Annotated in this window: 17 protein-coding genes and 1 riboswitch; of the genes, 12 read left to right on the top strand and 5 right to left on the bottom strand. The window is 62.9% G+C overall.

Features of this window, described 5'->3' with window-relative positions; translation table 11 throughout:
• Positions 1 to 7: 7 nt before the first annotated feature.
• From urtC to urtE, 3 genes are all read left to right on the top strand, one after another.
• On the top strand, positions 8 to 1120 hold the full coding sequence (urtC, locus tag WIF35_RS01650; RefSeq protein ID WP_412479831.1) for an urea ABC transporter permease subunit UrtC: 1113 nt from the start codon (positions 8 to 10) through the stop codon (positions 1118 to 1120).
• Positions 1121 to 1122: 2 nt separating this feature from the next.
• Positions 1123 to 1950, top strand: a complete 828-nt coding sequence (gene urtD / locus WIF35_RS01645) for an urea ABC transporter ATP-binding protein UrtD (protein ID WP_412481206.1) — start codon at positions 1123 to 1125, stop codon at positions 1948 to 1950.
• A 78-nt stretch (positions 1951 to 2028) separates the two neighbouring features.
• Positions 2029 to 2721, top strand: a complete 693-nt coding sequence (gene urtE / locus WIF35_RS01640; RefSeq protein WP_412479830.1) for an urea ABC transporter ATP-binding subunit UrtE — start codon at positions 2029 to 2031, stop codon at positions 2719 to 2721.
• 56 nt (positions 2722 to 2777) lie between these two features.
• On the opposite strand, the gene WIF35_RS01635 is transcribed toward urtE, so the two are convergent.
• Positions 2778 to 3446 carry a trimeric intracellular cation channel family protein gene (locus WIF35_RS01635; RefSeq protein WP_412479829.1) on the bottom strand — a complete coding sequence of 223 codons (669 nt, stop codon included), beginning with the start codon at positions 3444 to 3446 and terminating at the stop codon, positions 2778 to 2780.
• 158 nt (positions 3447 to 3604) lie between these two features.
• A riboswitch (glycine riboswitch) is annotated at positions 3605 to 3699 on the bottom strand.
• 318 nt (positions 3700 to 4017) lie between these two features.
• On the opposite strand from WIF35_RS01635, the gene WIF35_RS01630 reads away from it, so the two are divergent.
• The 6 genes from WIF35_RS01630 (at position 4018) to WIF35_RS01605 (ending at position 9425) form a co-directional block, all read left to right on the top strand.
• The gene (locus tag WIF35_RS01630) at positions 4018 to 4491 is read left to right on the top strand and encodes a hypothetical protein (protein ID WP_412479828.1); all 474 of its coding nucleotides are present in this window, start codon (positions 4018 to 4020) and stop codon (positions 4489 to 4491) included.
• Positions 4488 to 5825, top strand: a complete 1338-nt coding sequence (locus WIF35_RS01625) for a GAF domain-containing protein (RefSeq protein WP_412479827.1) — start codon at positions 4488 to 4490, stop codon at positions 5823 to 5825. The genes WIF35_RS01630 and WIF35_RS01625 overlap by 4 nt, the downstream gene beginning before the upstream one ends.
• Before the next feature lie 134 nt (positions 5826 to 5959).
• Positions 5960 to 6922: a thiamine pyrophosphate-dependent dehydrogenase E1 component subunit alpha gene (locus WIF35_RS01620; RefSeq protein ID WP_412479826.1), complete on the top strand. Its 963-nt coding sequence runs from the start codon at positions 5960 to 5962 to the stop codon at positions 6920 to 6922.
• A 7-nt stretch (positions 6923 to 6929) separates the two neighbouring features.
• Positions 6930 to 7943 carry an alpha-ketoacid dehydrogenase subunit beta gene (locus tag WIF35_RS01615; protein ID WP_412479825.1) on the top strand — a complete coding sequence of 338 codons (1014 nt, stop codon included), beginning with the start codon at positions 6930 to 6932 and terminating at the stop codon, positions 7941 to 7943.
• A complete protein-coding gene (locus WIF35_RS01610) occupies positions 7925 to 8479 on the top strand; it encodes a c-type cytochrome (RefSeq protein ID WP_412479824.1) in 555 nt (184 codons plus the stop codon). The genes WIF35_RS01615 and WIF35_RS01610 overlap by 19 nt, the downstream gene beginning before the upstream one ends.
• Before the next feature lie 208 nt (positions 8480 to 8687).
• Complete coding sequence (locus tag WIF35_RS01605; protein WP_412479823.1) at positions 8688 to 9425, top strand: trypsin-like peptidase domain-containing protein; 738 nt, start codon at positions 8688 to 8690, stop codon at positions 9423 to 9425.
• Here the strand turns inward: WIF35_RS01605 and WIF35_RS01600 are convergent.
• The 4 genes from WIF35_RS01600 to WIF35_RS01585 all read right to left on the bottom strand — a co-directional run bounded on the left by WIF35_RS01600 (position 9422) and on the right by WIF35_RS01585 (position 11330).
• Positions 9422 to 9652: a VF530 family DNA-binding protein gene (locus tag WIF35_RS01600; protein ID WP_412479822.1), complete on the bottom strand. Its 231-nt coding sequence runs from the start codon at positions 9650 to 9652 to the stop codon at positions 9422 to 9424. The two genes, WIF35_RS01605 and WIF35_RS01600, sit on opposite strands and share 4 nt — an antisense overlap.
• Positions 9653 to 9662: 10 nt before the next feature.
• A complete protein-coding gene (locus WIF35_RS01595) occupies positions 9663 to 10103 on the bottom strand; it encodes a hypothetical protein (protein ID WP_412479821.1) in 441 nt (146 codons plus the stop codon).
• 186 nt (positions 10104 to 10289) lie between these two features.
• Positions 10290 to 10589 (bottom strand): N(2)-fixation sustaining protein CowN, encoded by a 300-nt coding sequence (gene cowN, locus WIF35_RS01590; protein ID WP_412479820.1) that lies wholly within the window; start codon positions 10587 to 10589, stop codon positions 10290 to 10292.
• 75 nt (positions 10590 to 10664) lie between these two features.
• Positions 10665 to 11330, bottom strand: a complete 666-nt coding sequence (locus WIF35_RS01585) for a Crp/Fnr family transcriptional regulator (protein ID WP_412479819.1) — start codon at positions 11328 to 11330, stop codon at positions 10665 to 10667.
• A gap of 137 nt (positions 11331 to 11467) precedes the next feature.
• On the opposite strand from WIF35_RS01585, the gene leuE reads away from it, so the two are divergent.
• The 3 genes from leuE to WIF35_RS01570 all read left to right on the top strand — a co-directional run bounded on the left by leuE (position 11468) and on the right by WIF35_RS01570 (position 14253).
• On the top strand, positions 11468 to 12115 hold the full coding sequence (gene leuE / locus WIF35_RS01580) for a leucine efflux protein LeuE (RefSeq protein ID WP_412479818.1): 648 nt from the start codon (positions 11468 to 11470) through the stop codon (positions 12113 to 12115).
• A gap of 79 nt (positions 12116 to 12194) precedes the next feature.
• Positions 12195 to 13796, top strand: coding sequence for a diguanylate cyclase domain-containing protein (locus WIF35_RS01575; RefSeq protein WP_412479817.1), 1602 nt, complete (start codon positions 12195 to 12197; stop codon positions 13794 to 13796).
• Positions 13797 to 13881: 85 nt separating this feature from the next.
• Positions 13882 to 14253, top strand: coding sequence for a hypothetical protein (locus WIF35_RS01570; protein ID WP_412479816.1), 372 nt, complete (start codon positions 13882 to 13884; stop codon positions 14251 to 14253).
• Positions 14254 to 14327: the final 74 nt, after the last annotated feature.

The following is a 14327-nucleotide window of genomic DNA, read 5'->3' as shown; positions in this document are numbered from 1 at the left end:
GGACACCATGCGCCAACCGCTCATCGTTCGCATCCTGTCCGCACTGGACACCCAGGCCTGGATCGCGCTCGCCGTCTTCCTCGCCCTGGCCCTCGTCGCCGTCCCCGTGCTGCACCTCGCGGTGCCCGAGGAGAGCGCCTTCCACGTCTCCACCTACGCCATCACGCTGGTCGGCAAGATCATGTGCTACGCGCTGGTTGCCGTCGCCATGGACCTGATCTGGGGCTACGGCGGCATCCTGTCGCTCGGCCACGGGCTGTTCTTCGCGCTCGGCGGCTACGCCTTCGGCATGTACCTGATGCGCCAGATCGGCCGCGACGGCAGCTACCAGAGCGACCTGCCGGACTTCATGGTCTTCCTCGACTGGAAGGAACTGCCCTGGTTCTGGCTCGGCAGCGACCACATCGGCTGGATGGGCTTCCTGGTGCTGGGCGTGCCGGCGGTGGTGGCCTTCGTCTTCGGCTACTTCGCCTTCCGCTCGCGTATCAAGGGCGTCTATTTCTCGATCATCACCCAGGCGCTGACCTACGCCGCCATGCTGCTTTTCTTCCGCAACGAAACCGGCTTCGGCGGCAACAACGGATTTACCGACTTCAAGCGCATCATGGGCTACGGCATCACCACTTCCGAAATGCGCCTGGTGCTGTTCTGCCTGACCGCGCTGGCGCTCGCCGCCACGCTGGTCTTCGCCGCCTGGCTGGTCAAGTCGAAGTTCGGCCGCGTGCTGACGGCGATTCGCGATGCTGAGTCCCGCGTCATGTTCATCGGCTACAACCCGCTCTGGTACAAGCTGACCATTTGGGTCATCTCGGCCGTGCTGTGCGGCATTGCCGGCGCGCTCTACGTGCCGCAGGTGGGCATCATCAACCCCTCCGAAATGTCGCCCGGCAACTCCATCGAGATCGCCATCTGGGTCGCCGTTGGCGGGCGCGGCACGCTGATCGGGCCGATCATCGGCGCCTTCGTGGTCAATCTGGCCAAGAGCTGGTTCACCGTCAGCTTCCCGGAATACTGGCTGTTCTTCCTCGGCCTGCTGTTCATCGTCGTCACCCTGCTGCTGCCGCAAGGCCTGGTGGGCTTGTGGAAGAAAGTCATGGAAAAGAAAGGAGCCGCAGCATGAGCATGGTTGAAAGCTTCCTCGACGACCGCCCGGAAGGCAGCGACGGCGCCGACCAGATCGGCCACTTCGTCACCGGCGAACTCGACCTTTCGCACGGCGTTGCGCTCTACCTCGAAGACATCACTGTCAGCTTCGACGGCTTCAAGGCGCTGAACAACCTCAACCTCGCCATCGACGCCGGCGAACTGCGCTGCATCATCGGCCCCAACGGCGCCGGCAAGACGACCATGATGGACGTCATCACCGGCAAGACGAGGCCCGACTCCGGCAAGGCCTTCTTCGGCCAGACCATCGACCTGACCCGCCTGACCGAGCCGGAAATCGCCCACGTCGGCATCGGCCGCAAGTTCCAGAAGCCGACCATCTTCGAACAGCACACGGTGTTCGAAAACCTGGAACTGGCCATGAAGACCGACAAGCGCGTGTGGAAGAGCCTGTTCGCTTGGCTGGCCGGCGACGAACGCGACCGTATCGCCGAGACCCTGCGCCTGATCCGCCTCGACAAGGAAGCCGATCGCCAGGCCGGCCTGCTCTCACACGGCCAGAAGCAATGGCTGGAAATCGGCATGCTGCTGATGCAGGAACCGAAGCTATTGCTGCTCGACGAGCCGGTCGCCGGCATGACCGACGACGAAACCATGCGCACCGCCGAACTCTTCGTCTCGCTCGCCGGCAAGCATTCGCTGGTCGTCGTCGAGCACGACATGGCCTTCGTCGAAAAGCTCGGCGGCAAGGTCACCGTGCTGCACGAAGGCTCGGTGCTGGCCGAGGGCGACCTGGCCACGGTACAGAACGACCAGCGCGTCATCGAGGTTTATCTCGGCCGCTAACCCGGATTTGATTTTTGGGCAAAACGGCCGGTGCACCGCAGCAGCGAGCGCCGGCCAGCCAAAACAGGACAAAACACCATGCTGAAGATCGACAACCTCCACCAAGCCTACGGCGGCAGCCACATCCTGCGCGGACTCAGCTTCGAGGTGAAGCAAGGCGAAGTCACCACCCTGCTCGGCCGGAACGGCGTCGGCAAGACCACCCTGCTCAAATCGCTGATGGGCCTCGTCAAGACCAAGGAAGGCAGCATGAGCTTCGACGGCAAGGACATCACCCACCTGCCGCCGCACGAACGCGTCAAGGCCGGCATCGGCTACGTGCCGCAAGGCCGCGAAATCTTCCCGCGTCTGACCGTCGAGGAAAACCTGCTCATGGGCCTCGCTACCAAGCCCGGCGGCAGCAAGATTCCCGAGCGCATCTTCGAGATGTTCCCGGTCCTCAAGCAGATGATGCACCGCCGCGGCGGCGACCTCTCCGGCGGCCAGCAACAACAGCTCGCCATCGGCCGCGCCCTGGCCATGGGCCCCAAGCTGCTGATCCTCGACGAACCGACCGAAGGCATCCAGCCCTCCATCATCAAGGACATCGAACGCGCCATCCGCATGCTGGCCCAAACCGGCGAAATGGCCATCCTGCTCGTCGAGCAGTACTACGACTTCGCCGAATCGCTGGCTGACCAGTACCTGTTGATGGAGCGGGGCGAATTCATCATGCGCGGCCGGGGTGAAACGATGCCGCAGGATGGGGTGCGCGAAGCCCTGGCGGTTTAGTCGCGGCCGGGCGACTCACCGGTTGCCTGGCGCTCCCGACCCAAACGGCCCGCCCTCTAATCCCAGCGCTGCTGATAGGAAAAGGTGGGCAGTTTCCAGCTGAACCGCAAGGCAGACATACGAAACCCGAAGCCGACGATGAAGCAGATCAAGGTATTGATTTGGGTATCGATGCCATACGACCGCAAGACGAGAAATAACCCGCAAACCAGAAGAGACACGCTGGCGTACAGTTCCCGGCAGAACACCACGGGCACCTGATTGCACAAAATATCGCGCAAGACACCGCCACATATCCCCGTCAGCATGCCGGCCATGATGATGACCACGGTGGGGTAATCGAGTTGCAAGGCCACGTTGCAACCAATGAGAGAGAAGGCAACCAGACCCAGTGCGTCCAGCATCAGAAAGATGCCTTTCAGATGGTGCATGAACTTCGCCAGCAGCGTGGTAGCCAGGCCAGAAAGAATCACCAGATAGACGTATTCGGGGTGTTGGGTCCAGCCGATGGGGTAATTGCCGAGGATGACATCCCGGATCGTTCCACCACCCAGTGCGGTAACGAAGGCGATGACAGCCACCCCGAAGAAATCCATGTTGCGCCGCCCGGCGGCAAGCGCGCCGGACATCGCTTCGGCGGTGATGGCCACCAGATAGACGATCAGCAAGAGGTCGAACTGTTTGATCGCAAGCGGCTGAAAAACGAGGGCAATACTATCGAACATCAGAAGAGACTCCGTCAGAAACCGGAAGACACCCAGCGAGTGCTTCCGTGACGCCTCTCCCCCTGTCCTTTTACCTGAGAGTTTCGGCTCGATGAGAGCCTGCCCCTTCGGTGAGCTGCCGAGCAAACCATGGCTCGCAACTTCTCTCCAGCCGGCGAATCCTGTCTGCAGTTCACGATGCCTGAGCGATTATGGGAGTTTGCGCCTTCGGCGGAGTGTGTACATCCCACACTCTCTCTCCTGCAGAGCTTTTCATTATCGTGATGCGCAGGCAGCACTGTCAATCAGGGGCAACGGAATCAAGGTATCGGTATGGCGCTCAACTTGCATGCCCCGAAGCCTCGCCTCCTACGACGAAGGAAAGTTCCTGCCCTATCGCCGACAAGCCAGCTAATTTGTGCAGCATCACCATTCGCCGCCCCGGCAACAAAACTGGTGCCCAGCGATCCATGAACTATCGCCGACCAATCGGCTCAAACCCCGTAGCCGAAGATAGGCTTTCCGTACCCGATGCCGGCGCATGGCATAGGACATTGCGATATCATCTGCGACCCGATCAGGAAACCCGCTCATGCTCGATCACGACATCGTCGCCTTCATCCAGTCCGGCGTCAGCATCACGCTGGCTGCTTGCGCACCGGGGCGGTTGCCGAGCATGAGCCGCGGTTTTGCCTGCAAGCCGGTCGATGGTGAGGCCATCGGGATCATCCTGCCCCGTACGCAGGCTGCCGAAGCGCTCGACAACATTCACCTGACCGGGCGTGTCGCGGTGGCATTCACTCAGCCGACCACCAACCGGACCACCCAGCTCAAGGGCACCGATGCCCGCATCACCGCCTTCGACCCGGCCGACGAGCCTCTCATCCGCAAACACATCGAGGAGTTCGTGCCCGAGGTCGTCGCACTGGGTACCCCGGAGGAGTTGGTCCACGCCCTGCTCTCCTACCAGCCTGAGGATCTGGTGATGGTCGTATTCACGCCAAGCAGCGGCTTCGACCAGACGCCGGGACCGAAGGCGGGCCAACCCTTGCCAGCCACGCCATGACGCCCCGCCTCGATAGCCTGCGCGACTGCCTGGAAGGCGTCATTCCCGGCCACATCGTCACCTGCGATCCGGCTGGAGTGCCCAATGTCGCTTTCCTGTCGCAGGCGGAGTATGTCGATAACGAGCACCTTGCGCTTTCCTACCAGTTCTTCAACACCACCCGGCGCAACGTGCTGGCGGGTTCGCCGGTTCGCCTGTTGCTGACCAGCCATCTGACGGCCCGACAGTACCGCCTCTCGCTGCAATACCTGCGAACCGAAACGGCCGGCCCGCTGTTCGAGCGGATGAAGGCCAAGCTCGCCGGCATTGCGGCGCATAGCGGAATGACCGGCATCTTTCGCCTGCTCGGCGCCGACATCTACCGTGTGCTGGATATCGTGCCGGTTCCGGGCGGTTGCATCAGCCCGCCCCCACCGGCCGTCAACTGCCTGAACGCCCTGCGCCGCTCCACCGAACGCCTGAGCGGCTGCGCCAATCTCGAGTGCCTGCTCGAAAAGGCCGTGGACTGCCTGGAGAAAGAATTCGGCTTCAGCCATCTGATGCTGCTGATGCACGACGAGGCGCGCGGCTGCCTGTTCACGCTCGCCAGTCGCGGCTACGCGCAATCGGGCATCGGCTCGGAGATTCCGGTCGGCTCCGGCCTGATCGGTATCTGCGCCCGCGAACGCTCGCCGATCCGTATCGGCTTCATGACCAGCGAGTACGCCTACGGCCGCACCGTGCGTGACGGGCTGGCTGCCGAGGGGCAACTCGACGCGCTGGAAACCGCCATCCCGTTGCCCGGCCTGCCCAATGCCGCCAGCCAGATGGCGATCCCCATCGTCGCTGGCGACCGGCTGCTCGGCGTGATCTACGTCGAAAGCCTGGCCGACCTGCATTTCGGCTACGACGAGGAAGATGCGCTGGTCGTCTTTGCCGCCCAGCTTGGCCTGGCCATGCAGCACCACCAGATGACGGACGATGCGCCGGACGAAACGCCAGTCGCCGAACGCCCCGCCATGCCGCCCGAGGGGGCTCCGCTGACCGTGCGTCACTTTGCCGCCAACGACAGCATCTTTGTCGACGACGACTACCTGATCAAGGGGGTGGCCGGCGCCATTCTCTGGGCGCTGCTCAACGACTTCACCCAACGCGGCCGCACCAGCTTCACCAACAAGGGCCTACGGGTCGATTCCCGCATCCGCCTGCCCGGTGCCAGCGACAACCTCGAAGCCCGCCTCGTACTGCTGCAACGCCGGCTGGCCGAGCGCAATGCCGGCATCGCTATCGGCAAGACCGGGCGCGGTCGTTTCACGCTCACCGTCGAGCGCCCCTTGACGCTGGTCGAAAGCTGATTTTTCCGGCCCGGCAGCGGTCTTTCTTAAATCTTCATTCAGCATTTCTTAAAAGATTCGTAAGCGGGCCCCGCGCCCCTTGTCCGCCATTTTTGGCCGCCTAGACTTCCGTCATCCCCATGACAGGAGTCGCCATGAACGAATTCCCAACCGCCGCCGATCCGCTCCGGCTGTATGAACAGCTGCTGCTGATCCGCGCTTACGAAAACGCCATCGTCCAGGGCAGCACCGACGGGCGCATTCCCGGCACCTGCACCTCGGTCGGCCAGGAAGCCGCCGCGGTCGGCGCCATCAACGCCCTCACTGCCGACGATCTGATCCTGACCAACCACCGCAGCGCCGGCCATCTGCTGGCACGCGGTGCCGACCCCGGTCGCCTGCTGGCTGAAGTGATGGGTCGGCGCGATGGCTACTGCAAGGGCCGGAGCGGATCGCTGCACATTTCCGTCAAGGAACTCGGGGTCGTCCTGACCACCACCATCGTCGGTGGCGAACTCTCGCTCGCCCCCGGCGTCGCCCTGGCCCAGACGATGCAGGGACGGCCCGGCATCGTCGCCTGCTTCTTTGGCGATGGTGCCGCCTGCGAAGGCAGCTTCCATGAATCGCTCAATCTTGCCGCCCTGTGGAACCTGCCTTTGCTCTACATCTGCGAGAACAATCAGTGGCAGGCCTTCGTCCATCGCCGCGAAGCGATGAGCCGCGAACACGTCTCCGACTGGGGGGCCGGCTACGGTATTCCGGTACGAACCGTCGATGGCAACGATGTCTTCGCCGTACTCGAAGCCACCCGCAACGCTGCCACACAGGTGCGCGACACCCGCCGACCGGTGCTGCTCGAAGTGCTGACCTACCGCACGCGCGGCCATTTCGAGCCAGACGATCAGGGCTACGTCGACAAGGCAGAACTTGCCGCCTGGCTGGCCCGCGACCCGATCGCCCTCTGCCGCGATCGCCTGATCAGCGCCGGACAGCTCTCCCCGGCCGCCGACGCCGAGCTGATTGCCCGGGTCGATGCCCGCATTGCCACCGCGGTGGCCTTTGCCACCGCCTCTCCTTTCCCATCCATCGAGGAACTCACCCTCGATGTTTACGCCTGAGACCGCCATGCCCACACTCACCCTGAACGACGCCATCGGCCTGGCCCTGGCCGAGGAAATGCGCCGCGATAACAAGGTCATCGCCTTCGGCGAAGGTATTGCCACCAAGCGCCATGAACTCGTCACCGAGTTCGGCGCCCTGCGCGTTCGCAACACGCCACTGGCCGAGGGCATCATCGCCGGCACGGCGGTCGGTGCCGCTGCGGGCGGCCTGCGCCCGGTCGCCGACCTGCTCTTTGCGCCCTTCCTCTGCTATGCCATGGACGAGCTGGTCAATAGCGCCGGCAAGCTACGCTACATGTCGGGCGGCCAATTCAGCTTCCCGCTGGTTGCGCTGGCCATGACCGGTGCCGGCTGGGGCGTTGGTGCCCAGCACAACCACAACGTCGAGGCCTGGTTCGTGCATAGCCCCGGCCTCAAGGTCGTCATGCCAAGCAACCCGGCCGACGCCCGCGCACTGCTCAAGGCAGCCATCCGCGACGACAACCCGGTCGTCTTCCTGCTCGACATCGGACTGCTCTACCAACCCGGCGAGGTGCCCACCGACGCCGTGCCGATACCGCTCGGCCAGGCAGCCACCGTTCGTGCCGGTACGGATGTCAGTCTCATTTCCTACGGCAAGACCGTGCATCACTGTGCGCAGGCCGCCGAAAGCCTGGCGGCCGAGGGCATCGCTGCCGAAGTCATCGACTTACGCAGCCTGAAGCCACTCGATGAAGCCGCCATCCTCGCCACCGCCCGCAAGACGGGGCGGGTCGTCGTCGTCCATGAAGCCAACCGCCTATGCGGCGTCGGTGCAGAAATCGCCGCACTGATCGCCGAGCAGGCCTTTGCCTGCCTCAAGACGCCCGTTGTCCGCCTCGGCGGCCCGGATGCCCCGGTGCCATCCAGCTTCCCGCTCGAACAGGCCACCGTGCCACAAGCCGATGCCATTGCTGCCGCAGCAAGGCAGCTTTGCGCCTCGCATCGACCCTTGACCTATCCCCCAATGGAGAACTCAAAATGCGCATTGCCACACTGACTTCCACGATCATTGCTTTAGGCTTGATTGCTGGCACAACCTTCGCCGGCGAAGCCGACACAGCCCGCGTCAAGCGCGGCGCCCAGCTGGCCGCCTACGGTGGTTGCGTCGATTGCCACACCCCATTCAAGATCGGTCCGAACGGCCCGGAAAAGGATATGGAGCGGGGCCTCTCCGGCCACCCGGCCGAACTTGTCCTGCCAGCCCCACCCAAGCTCGACGGCCCATGGAACTGGGGCGGTGCCGGCAGCATGACCGCCTTCGTCGGCCCTTGGGGTATTTCCTACGCCAGTAACCTGACGCCCGATCGGGAAACCGGTATCGGCGCCTGGAGCGAAAACGACTTCATCCAGGCCATGCGTAAAGGCAAGCACCTCGGCGTCGGCCGCCCGATCATGCCGCCGATGCCCTGGCAATCGGTCGGCTCACTACCAGACCAAGATCTGCGTGCGCTCTTCGCCTATCTCAAGGCGCAACCATCGGTAAAGAACAAGGTGCCGGAATACGTGCCTCCGGTGGCCAGCAACCGCCGATAAGCATTGAGCACGGTTTCACCAAGCGCGATGGGAGCGGTGCACTCCGTTCCCAACTTGCCGTGAATTCGATATGCCTGGCGCGGATGAAGCGCAGCTACAGGTGTGGAACGTGAATCGCTCCCGCCCCCCCTTGGCGTCCATCTTTCTCCGGGTGCTATAGTCCATTCCCGACCTCCCCCCGCCTCCCCGGCAGAATGGGCTTTGCCCGATGATCGAATCCATCCTCCTGACCTCCGTCCGCATCGTGACCTTTCACGGGCGGGCGCGGTTGACCAATGCCAGCGGCTTTTTCTTCGAGCGCGATGGGGCGTTGTTTCTGGTGACCAGCCGGCATGTGCTGGTCGATGAGGCGAGCCAGCACTTCCCGGATCGTCTGGAAATCGAATTGCACATCGGCAGCGATTTTTCGCGCTCGATGGGGTTTTCCATTCCGCTCTTCCGCGATGGTCTGAGCCTGTGGCGCACCGGCTCGGATGCGGCGGGCAATATCGATGTGGCGATGATCGAGATCGACCGCGCCGCCCTGCCAGCCAACGTGGTCTATCGCGCCTTTACGCCGGCCCATCTGCCGCAACGCTTCGAAGAGATCGAGGTGGGCAGTTCATTGCTGGTGGTGGGTTTTCCGCTCGGCTTCCACGACACCTTGCATCACTTGCCGGTGGTGCGTCAGGCGGTGATCGCTTCGTCGTTTGGCATGCGCTTTCAGGGCCAGGGCTATTTTCTGACCGATGCGCGCACGCATCGCGGCACCAGCGGCGCGCCGGTGGTCATGCGCGGCAATGCTCAGGCGCCGGGCATGGCGGAATTGCCGTGGCTGCTGCTCGGCATCCACTCGGCCCGGCTCGATGTCGGCACGCGCGATTTGCGCATCGATGAGGCGCTGGGCCTCAACTGCGCCTGGTACGCCGATATCCTGCTAACGCTGAGCGCCCCGCGCGGGGCTTAATTGCGTCGCTGGCAGAGCAGCGTCAGGTAGAGCGCTTCCACCTTCTCCCGCGCCCACGACGTGCGGCGCAGGAATTTCAGGCTGGAGGAAATGCTCGGATCGACATTGAAGCAGCGGATGTCGATCTGCCGCCCGAGGCCATCCCAGCCGTGGTGCTCGACCAGTTCGGTCAGCATCTGTTGCAGCGTGATGCCGTGCAGCGGGTTGTTGGGCTGGGTGTCGCTCATCTATAACTGCTCAGCGCTGGCGCGACTTGGCTTTGGGTAGGGGCTTACGCTGGCGCTGGCCGGGGCGTGCCTTGGCAGCCTCTGGCGCCGGCTTGGGCATCAGCAGGTTCTTGGCCGTCGTCTTGCCGGCAGCGCGATGTTCGAGAATGGCGGCGTGCCAGACGGCGGCATCGTGCGCGATGGCCGGCGCGGCGACCGGCGTGTAGTCGGCCAGGCGCTGGCGCAGGTCGAACAGACGCTTGGGGTAATCGTCCTTGGCCGACAGGGTTTCGACCAGTTGCTCGGCCGCGGGCGTCAGCGCCAGGCCACCGTCGCGCTCGACCAGCAGGCCGGCTTCGCTCAGGCGGGCGATGGTTTCGACCAGTTTACCCTCACCCGGAGCGCTCGACTGCATCAGGTCGATGGCGGCGATGATCTCGACCGGCTCGGCCGGACGGCGTTTGGAAGCCATTGCCGTTGCCAGCAACAGGAGGGAATCGTGATCGTGAATGGGGTGCATGGCGGGCCTTGGTGAACTGCCGCGCCAACAATCGGGACTCGGGCAGGAAGGCGGCAGTTTAATGTCCGGACGACGAAAAAGCCCGTAAAACTTGCCCTGCACTCTAATTATTGCGGCACCTGAGCCAGGCCAACCCGCTCAGCAGCACTCCTCTTCCAGTTGCTCCAACAGATGCAGCGCTTCTTCGTCTTCCCAGGTTTCGAACAATTCGCGCACCTGGTTGATGTTGCAATGGATCAGGAAGAGATCGTCCGGTTTCGGCCCGGAACCGCCACTACGCTTCTTGTTGAAGTATTCCCAGAAGCTGTTGTTGCGTCCGGGAATTTCCAGGTGGCGGTCGATGCACTCCATGATGCGGCGGGCGTTGCCGGCGCAATCGATGCCTTCGAAGCTGACGTAACGATCCGGCTTCTGCCGGCAGCCGCATTGCTGTTCCATGCTGATCTCCTGACTGAACTGTGTTGGTCAGGATTATCCGGAGGCACCACCAGCACGTCCGTCGGCCAGCCGACACTAAATCGATTCTGGAAACAGCCGACCCAAGGCATCGAGCGATGGGATCAGGTAGGCACGCCGGCCTCGCCGCAGGATCAGCCCGTCGCGCTCCCACTGGTTGATCAGCGCCGAGATGGTCTGGCGGGTGGCGCCGAGTAACTCGGCGATGTCCTGCATGCCTAGGTCGAGCGGAATCAGCCAGCCCTCGTCGACGATCTGCCCGCGCCGCTCGGCCAGGCCGATGAAGAAGCGCGCCAGGCGAGCTGGCACCTCGCGGAAGGCCAGGTCTTCGACCAGGGTCACGGCATCGCTCAACAGGCGGCCGAGCACGCGCATCATGACCGGCGTGATGGCCGGTTCGTTGATCAGCTTCTGGGAAAACAGCCGGGTATCGGCTACCCAGATGCTGCTCGGCGCCACCGCTTGCACGTAGGTTGGCGTATGCGTCGTGTAGATGTCGCCGCATTCGAGGTAGCCCAGGCTCAACTCGCGGTTGCCGCCGGAGATGTAGACCTTCAAGCGACCGGAACGCACGATGAACACCTGATTGGTCGCACAGTTCGGCCCCGACAGCAGGTAGCCCTTGGCCAACTCGCGCCGGTTGAAGCCGGCAAGCAGGCCTTCCGGCAATTCGGAACGGGCGATCTCGGCGAGATCGATGGAGACGGCGTGAGGCGGGCGCATAGCACAGGCGATGCAAAAACTTCGCCATCGCCCAAGCCCTTGATTCGCCGAAGTTCGATTCCGGCCGGCCCCACCATTGGCAGCTTTGCGACAAAGCCACTCCTGCGGTGCACAGCCCAAATTGGCTAAAATCCGGCATGGACTACGGCATCACCGACCTCACCACCTTCATCGTCGGCACGATCTTCATCGTGCTGCTCCCCGGTCCGAACTCGCTGTTCGTCATGACCGTCGCCTCGCGGCGCGGCATCGCCGCCGGCTACCAGGGCGCCTGCGGCATCTTCGCCGGCGACACCATCCTGATGATCCTGTCGGCCACCGGCGTCGCCTCGCTGCTGCACGCCACGCCCTCGCTGTTCATGGTCATCAAATACACCGGTGCCGCCTACCTCGGCTGGCTGGGCTTCGGCCTGCTGCGTGGTGCGCTGGAGCGCTGGCGCTGCAGGCCGGGCGACGAAGCTCTGGCGCCACCGAGCGGCGAGCAACGCCCTTTCCGCACCGCCTTTCTGATCAGCCTGACCAACCCCAAGGCCATCCTGTTCTTCGTTTCCTTCTTCATCCAGTTCGTCGCGCCCGGCTACCCCAATCCGGCCATTCCCTTCCTGGTGCTCGGCCTCATCGTCCAGTTCTTCAGCGCCCTCTATCTCTCCGGCCTGATCTTCGGCGGCGTCTATCTGGCCAGCTTCTTCACCCGCCGCCACCGCTTGGCGGCCATCGGCACCGGTTGCGTCGGGCTGCTCTTCATCGGCTTTGCCTTGAAGCTGGCCAATGCCAGCCTGAACTGAGCTCCAACGCAAAAAAACGCGAATCTTCGTGAAGTAATCGTCACGACGAAACCGAGGTCATGTTGATAGAATAATTGGCATGTTCGGTAATTTCATCAAATCCATTTTCTGGGCGGCAGCCTTGCTTGGGCTGCTGCACTCCAGCCTCGCCTCGGCACTCGACAGCGTTACCCTCCAACTCAAGTGGACGCATGCCTTCCAGTTCGCGGGCTATTACGCTGCACTGGAAAAGGGCTACTACGAACAAGCCGGCCTCGATGTCAGGCTAAAGGAAGCCATACCGGGTACCGACCCCGTGCAATCCGTCCTGTCCGGCGACGCCCAATATGGCGTCGGCACCAGCAGCCTGTTGCTGGCCCGCAAGGCAGGACATCCGGTGGTCGTGCTGGCCGTGGTGTTCCAACATTCGCCGCTGGTTTTCGTAGCGCGCCGTGACAAGACTGCCTTGGGCACACAGGGGATTCACGACCTGATCGGCAAGCGCGTCATGATCGAACCGCAATCCGACGAGTTGATGGCCTATTTGAAGCAGGAAGGCATTTCTGCCGATCGTCTCAAGCAGATTCCCCATAGTTTCCAGCCGCAAGATCTGATCGATGGCCGCGTCGACGCCATTTCCGCCTACGTAACCAACGAGCCCTACTATCTGGACCGCGCCAGACTGGACTACCAGATCTATACGCCGCGCTCCGGAGGGATCGACTTCTACGGCGACAATCTGTTCACCACGGAAAGCGAGTTGAAAGTTCACCCGGAACGCGCTCGTGCCTTCCGCGAAGCCAGCCTGCGCGGCTGGCAATATGCGATGGAACACCCGGAAGAAATCGCCGAGCTGATCTACCAGAAATACTCCCAGGAGCACCCCAAAGACTTTTACCTGTACGAAGCCCAGCGCATGGAGACCTTGTTGCGTACCGACCTGATCGAGGTCGGCTACATGACCCGTGGCCGTTGGCAGCATATCGCCAACACCTACGCCGAACTTGACCTGATGCCGCACGACTACCCGCTCGATGGTTTTCTCTACGCAGCGAATCACCGTCCCGACCCCTCGAAGCTGTACCTCACGCTGGCCCTGCTAGCGGTCGTCAGCGCCGTGGCCATCTACATCTACCGTATCAACCGCCAGCTGGCTTGTGCCCTGTCCGAAAGCCGTGCGGCAGAAGAACGCATCCGCCATCTGGCCCAACACGATCCGCTGACCGATCTGCCCAACCGCGCCCTCTTCGCCGATCGCCTGGAGCAAGCATTGGCCAACGCCAAGCGCGATCAACAGGTCTTCGCGGTCATGTTCCTGGACCTTGACGACTTCAAGCTGATCAACGACAACCTCGGTCACGATATCGGCGACCGAGTCTTGCAACAGGTTGCCTACCGGCTACGTGCGAGCCTCCGCGAATCCGACACGGTGGCGCGCACGGGCGGCGACGAATTCATCGCCCTGTTGCGGAATACCAAGGGCACGCTGGAGATTCTGGCCATCGCCGAAAAACTCCGCGACGCCCTCGCCCAGCCTTTCCTGATCGACGACCATTCACTCAACGTTTCTGCCAGTATCGGTATCGCCGCCTACCCGGAGGATGGCATCGACAGCGTCGCCCTGCTCAAGCATGCCGACGAGGCCATGTACGCTGCCAAGCGCAATGGTCGGAACCGGGTACAAATCTACGGGCAAACTTGAGGCGAGCGGTCCAGCTTTTCACGCGCGGGCAAACTGACTGCCGCATTAATTTGAGACAATTGCGCTTTTGCCAGCCCGCCCGACCATGATCCAAGGCCAGTACCGCTATTCCATCCTGCAAGTTCCCGAGACAGTCACCCCGCTCAAGTTCCGCGGCCATGTCCGGCAGGAAATCGAGGCCGTGCAGGCCACCGCCAAGAACGCGGAAGACATCATCCTCGTCCGCCTCTTCGTGCAAGAAAAAATCCTCTTCGGCCTCGGCCAGAAAAAGGTCGACAGCATCCTGCACGGCATCGTCGCCAAATGTCAGAACATCGAGCGCATCGAACTGGAACCCCTCGCCCGCCCGTTGACGGCGGAAGAAATGCAGGAAGCGGCCGCAGAGGCGCAGGCCAATCTGGAAGAACTGGGGCAGCGTGTGATGGAAATGAAGGGCCTGGGGGGCTCGACCGACTAAGCCCGCCCGCTACGTCGACCTCGCACTCGGCAGGAATGCGAGGTCACCGGCCAGCCCGAACCAGCCCGGGCTGC

Origin of the sequence: Azonexus sp. IMCC34839 (assembly GCF_047047955.1) — a bacterium.
Taxonomy (GTDB): domain Bacteria; phylum Pseudomonadota; class Gammaproteobacteria; order Burkholderiales; family Rhodocyclaceae; genus Azonexus.
Note: the sequence above shows the minus strand (reverse complement) of the source record. Positions and strands in the feature narration are given on the sequence as shown.

What these genes read in the sequence shown, in the direction of transcription:
- urtC (WP_412479831.1), top strand. Translation starts at nt 8, where the DNA reads ATGCGCCAACCGCTCATCGTTCGCATCCTGTCCGCACTGGACACCCAG.
- urtD (WP_412481206.1), top strand. Translation starts at nt 1,123, where the DNA reads ATGGTTGAAAGCTTCCTCGACGACCGCCCGGAAGGCAGCGACGGCGCC.
- urtE (WP_412479830.1), top strand. Translation starts at nt 2,029, where the DNA reads ATGCTGAAGATCGACAACCTCCACCAAGCCTACGGCGGCAGCCACATC.
- WIF35_RS01635 (WP_412479829.1), bottom strand. Translation starts at nt 3,446, where the DNA reads ATGTTCGATAGTATTGCCCTCGTTTTTCAGCCGCTTGCGATCAAACAG.
- WIF35_RS01630 (WP_412479828.1), top strand. Translation starts at nt 4,018, where the DNA reads ATGCTCGATCACGACATCGTCGCCTTCATCCAGTCCGGCGTCAGCATC.
- WIF35_RS01625 (WP_412479827.1), top strand. Translation starts at nt 4,488, where the DNA reads ATGACGCCCCGCCTCGATAGCCTGCGCGACTGCCTGGAAGGCGTCATT.
- WIF35_RS01620 (WP_412479826.1), top strand. Translation starts at nt 5,960, where the DNA reads ATGAACGAATTCCCAACCGCCGCCGATCCGCTCCGGCTGTATGAACAG.
- WIF35_RS01615 (WP_412479825.1), top strand. Translation starts at nt 6,930, where the DNA reads ATGCCCACACTCACCCTGAACGACGCCATCGGCCTGGCCCTGGCCGAG.
- WIF35_RS01610 (WP_412479824.1), top strand. Translation starts at nt 7,925, where the DNA reads ATGCGCATTGCCACACTGACTTCCACGATCATTGCTTTAGGCTTGATT.
- WIF35_RS01605 (WP_412479823.1), top strand. Translation starts at nt 8,688, where the DNA reads ATGATCGAATCCATCCTCCTGACCTCCGTCCGCATCGTGACCTTTCAC.
- WIF35_RS01600 (WP_412479822.1), bottom strand. Translation starts at nt 9,652, where the DNA reads ATGAGCGACACCCAGCCCAACAACCCGCTGCACGGCATCACGCTGCAA.
- WIF35_RS01595 (WP_412479821.1), bottom strand. Translation starts at nt 10,103, where the DNA reads ATGGCTTCCAAACGCCGTCCGGCCGAGCCGGTCGAGATCATCGCCGCC.
- cowN (WP_412479820.1), bottom strand. Translation starts at nt 10,589, where the DNA reads ATGGAACAGCAATGCGGCTGCCGGCAGAAGCCGGATCGTTACGTCAGC.
- WIF35_RS01585 (WP_412479819.1), bottom strand. Translation starts at nt 11,330, where the DNA reads ATGCGCCCGCCTCACGCCGTCTCCATCGATCTCGCCGAGATCGCCCGT.
- leuE (WP_412479818.1), top strand. Translation starts at nt 11,468, where the DNA reads ATGGACTACGGCATCACCGACCTCACCACCTTCATCGTCGGCACGATC.
- WIF35_RS01575 (WP_412479817.1), top strand. Translation starts at nt 12,195, where the DNA reads ATGTTCGGTAATTTCATCAAATCCATTTTCTGGGCGGCAGCCTTGCTT.
- WIF35_RS01570 (WP_412479816.1), top strand. Translation starts at nt 13,882, where the DNA reads ATGATCCAAGGCCAGTACCGCTATTCCATCCTGCAAGTTCCCGAGACA.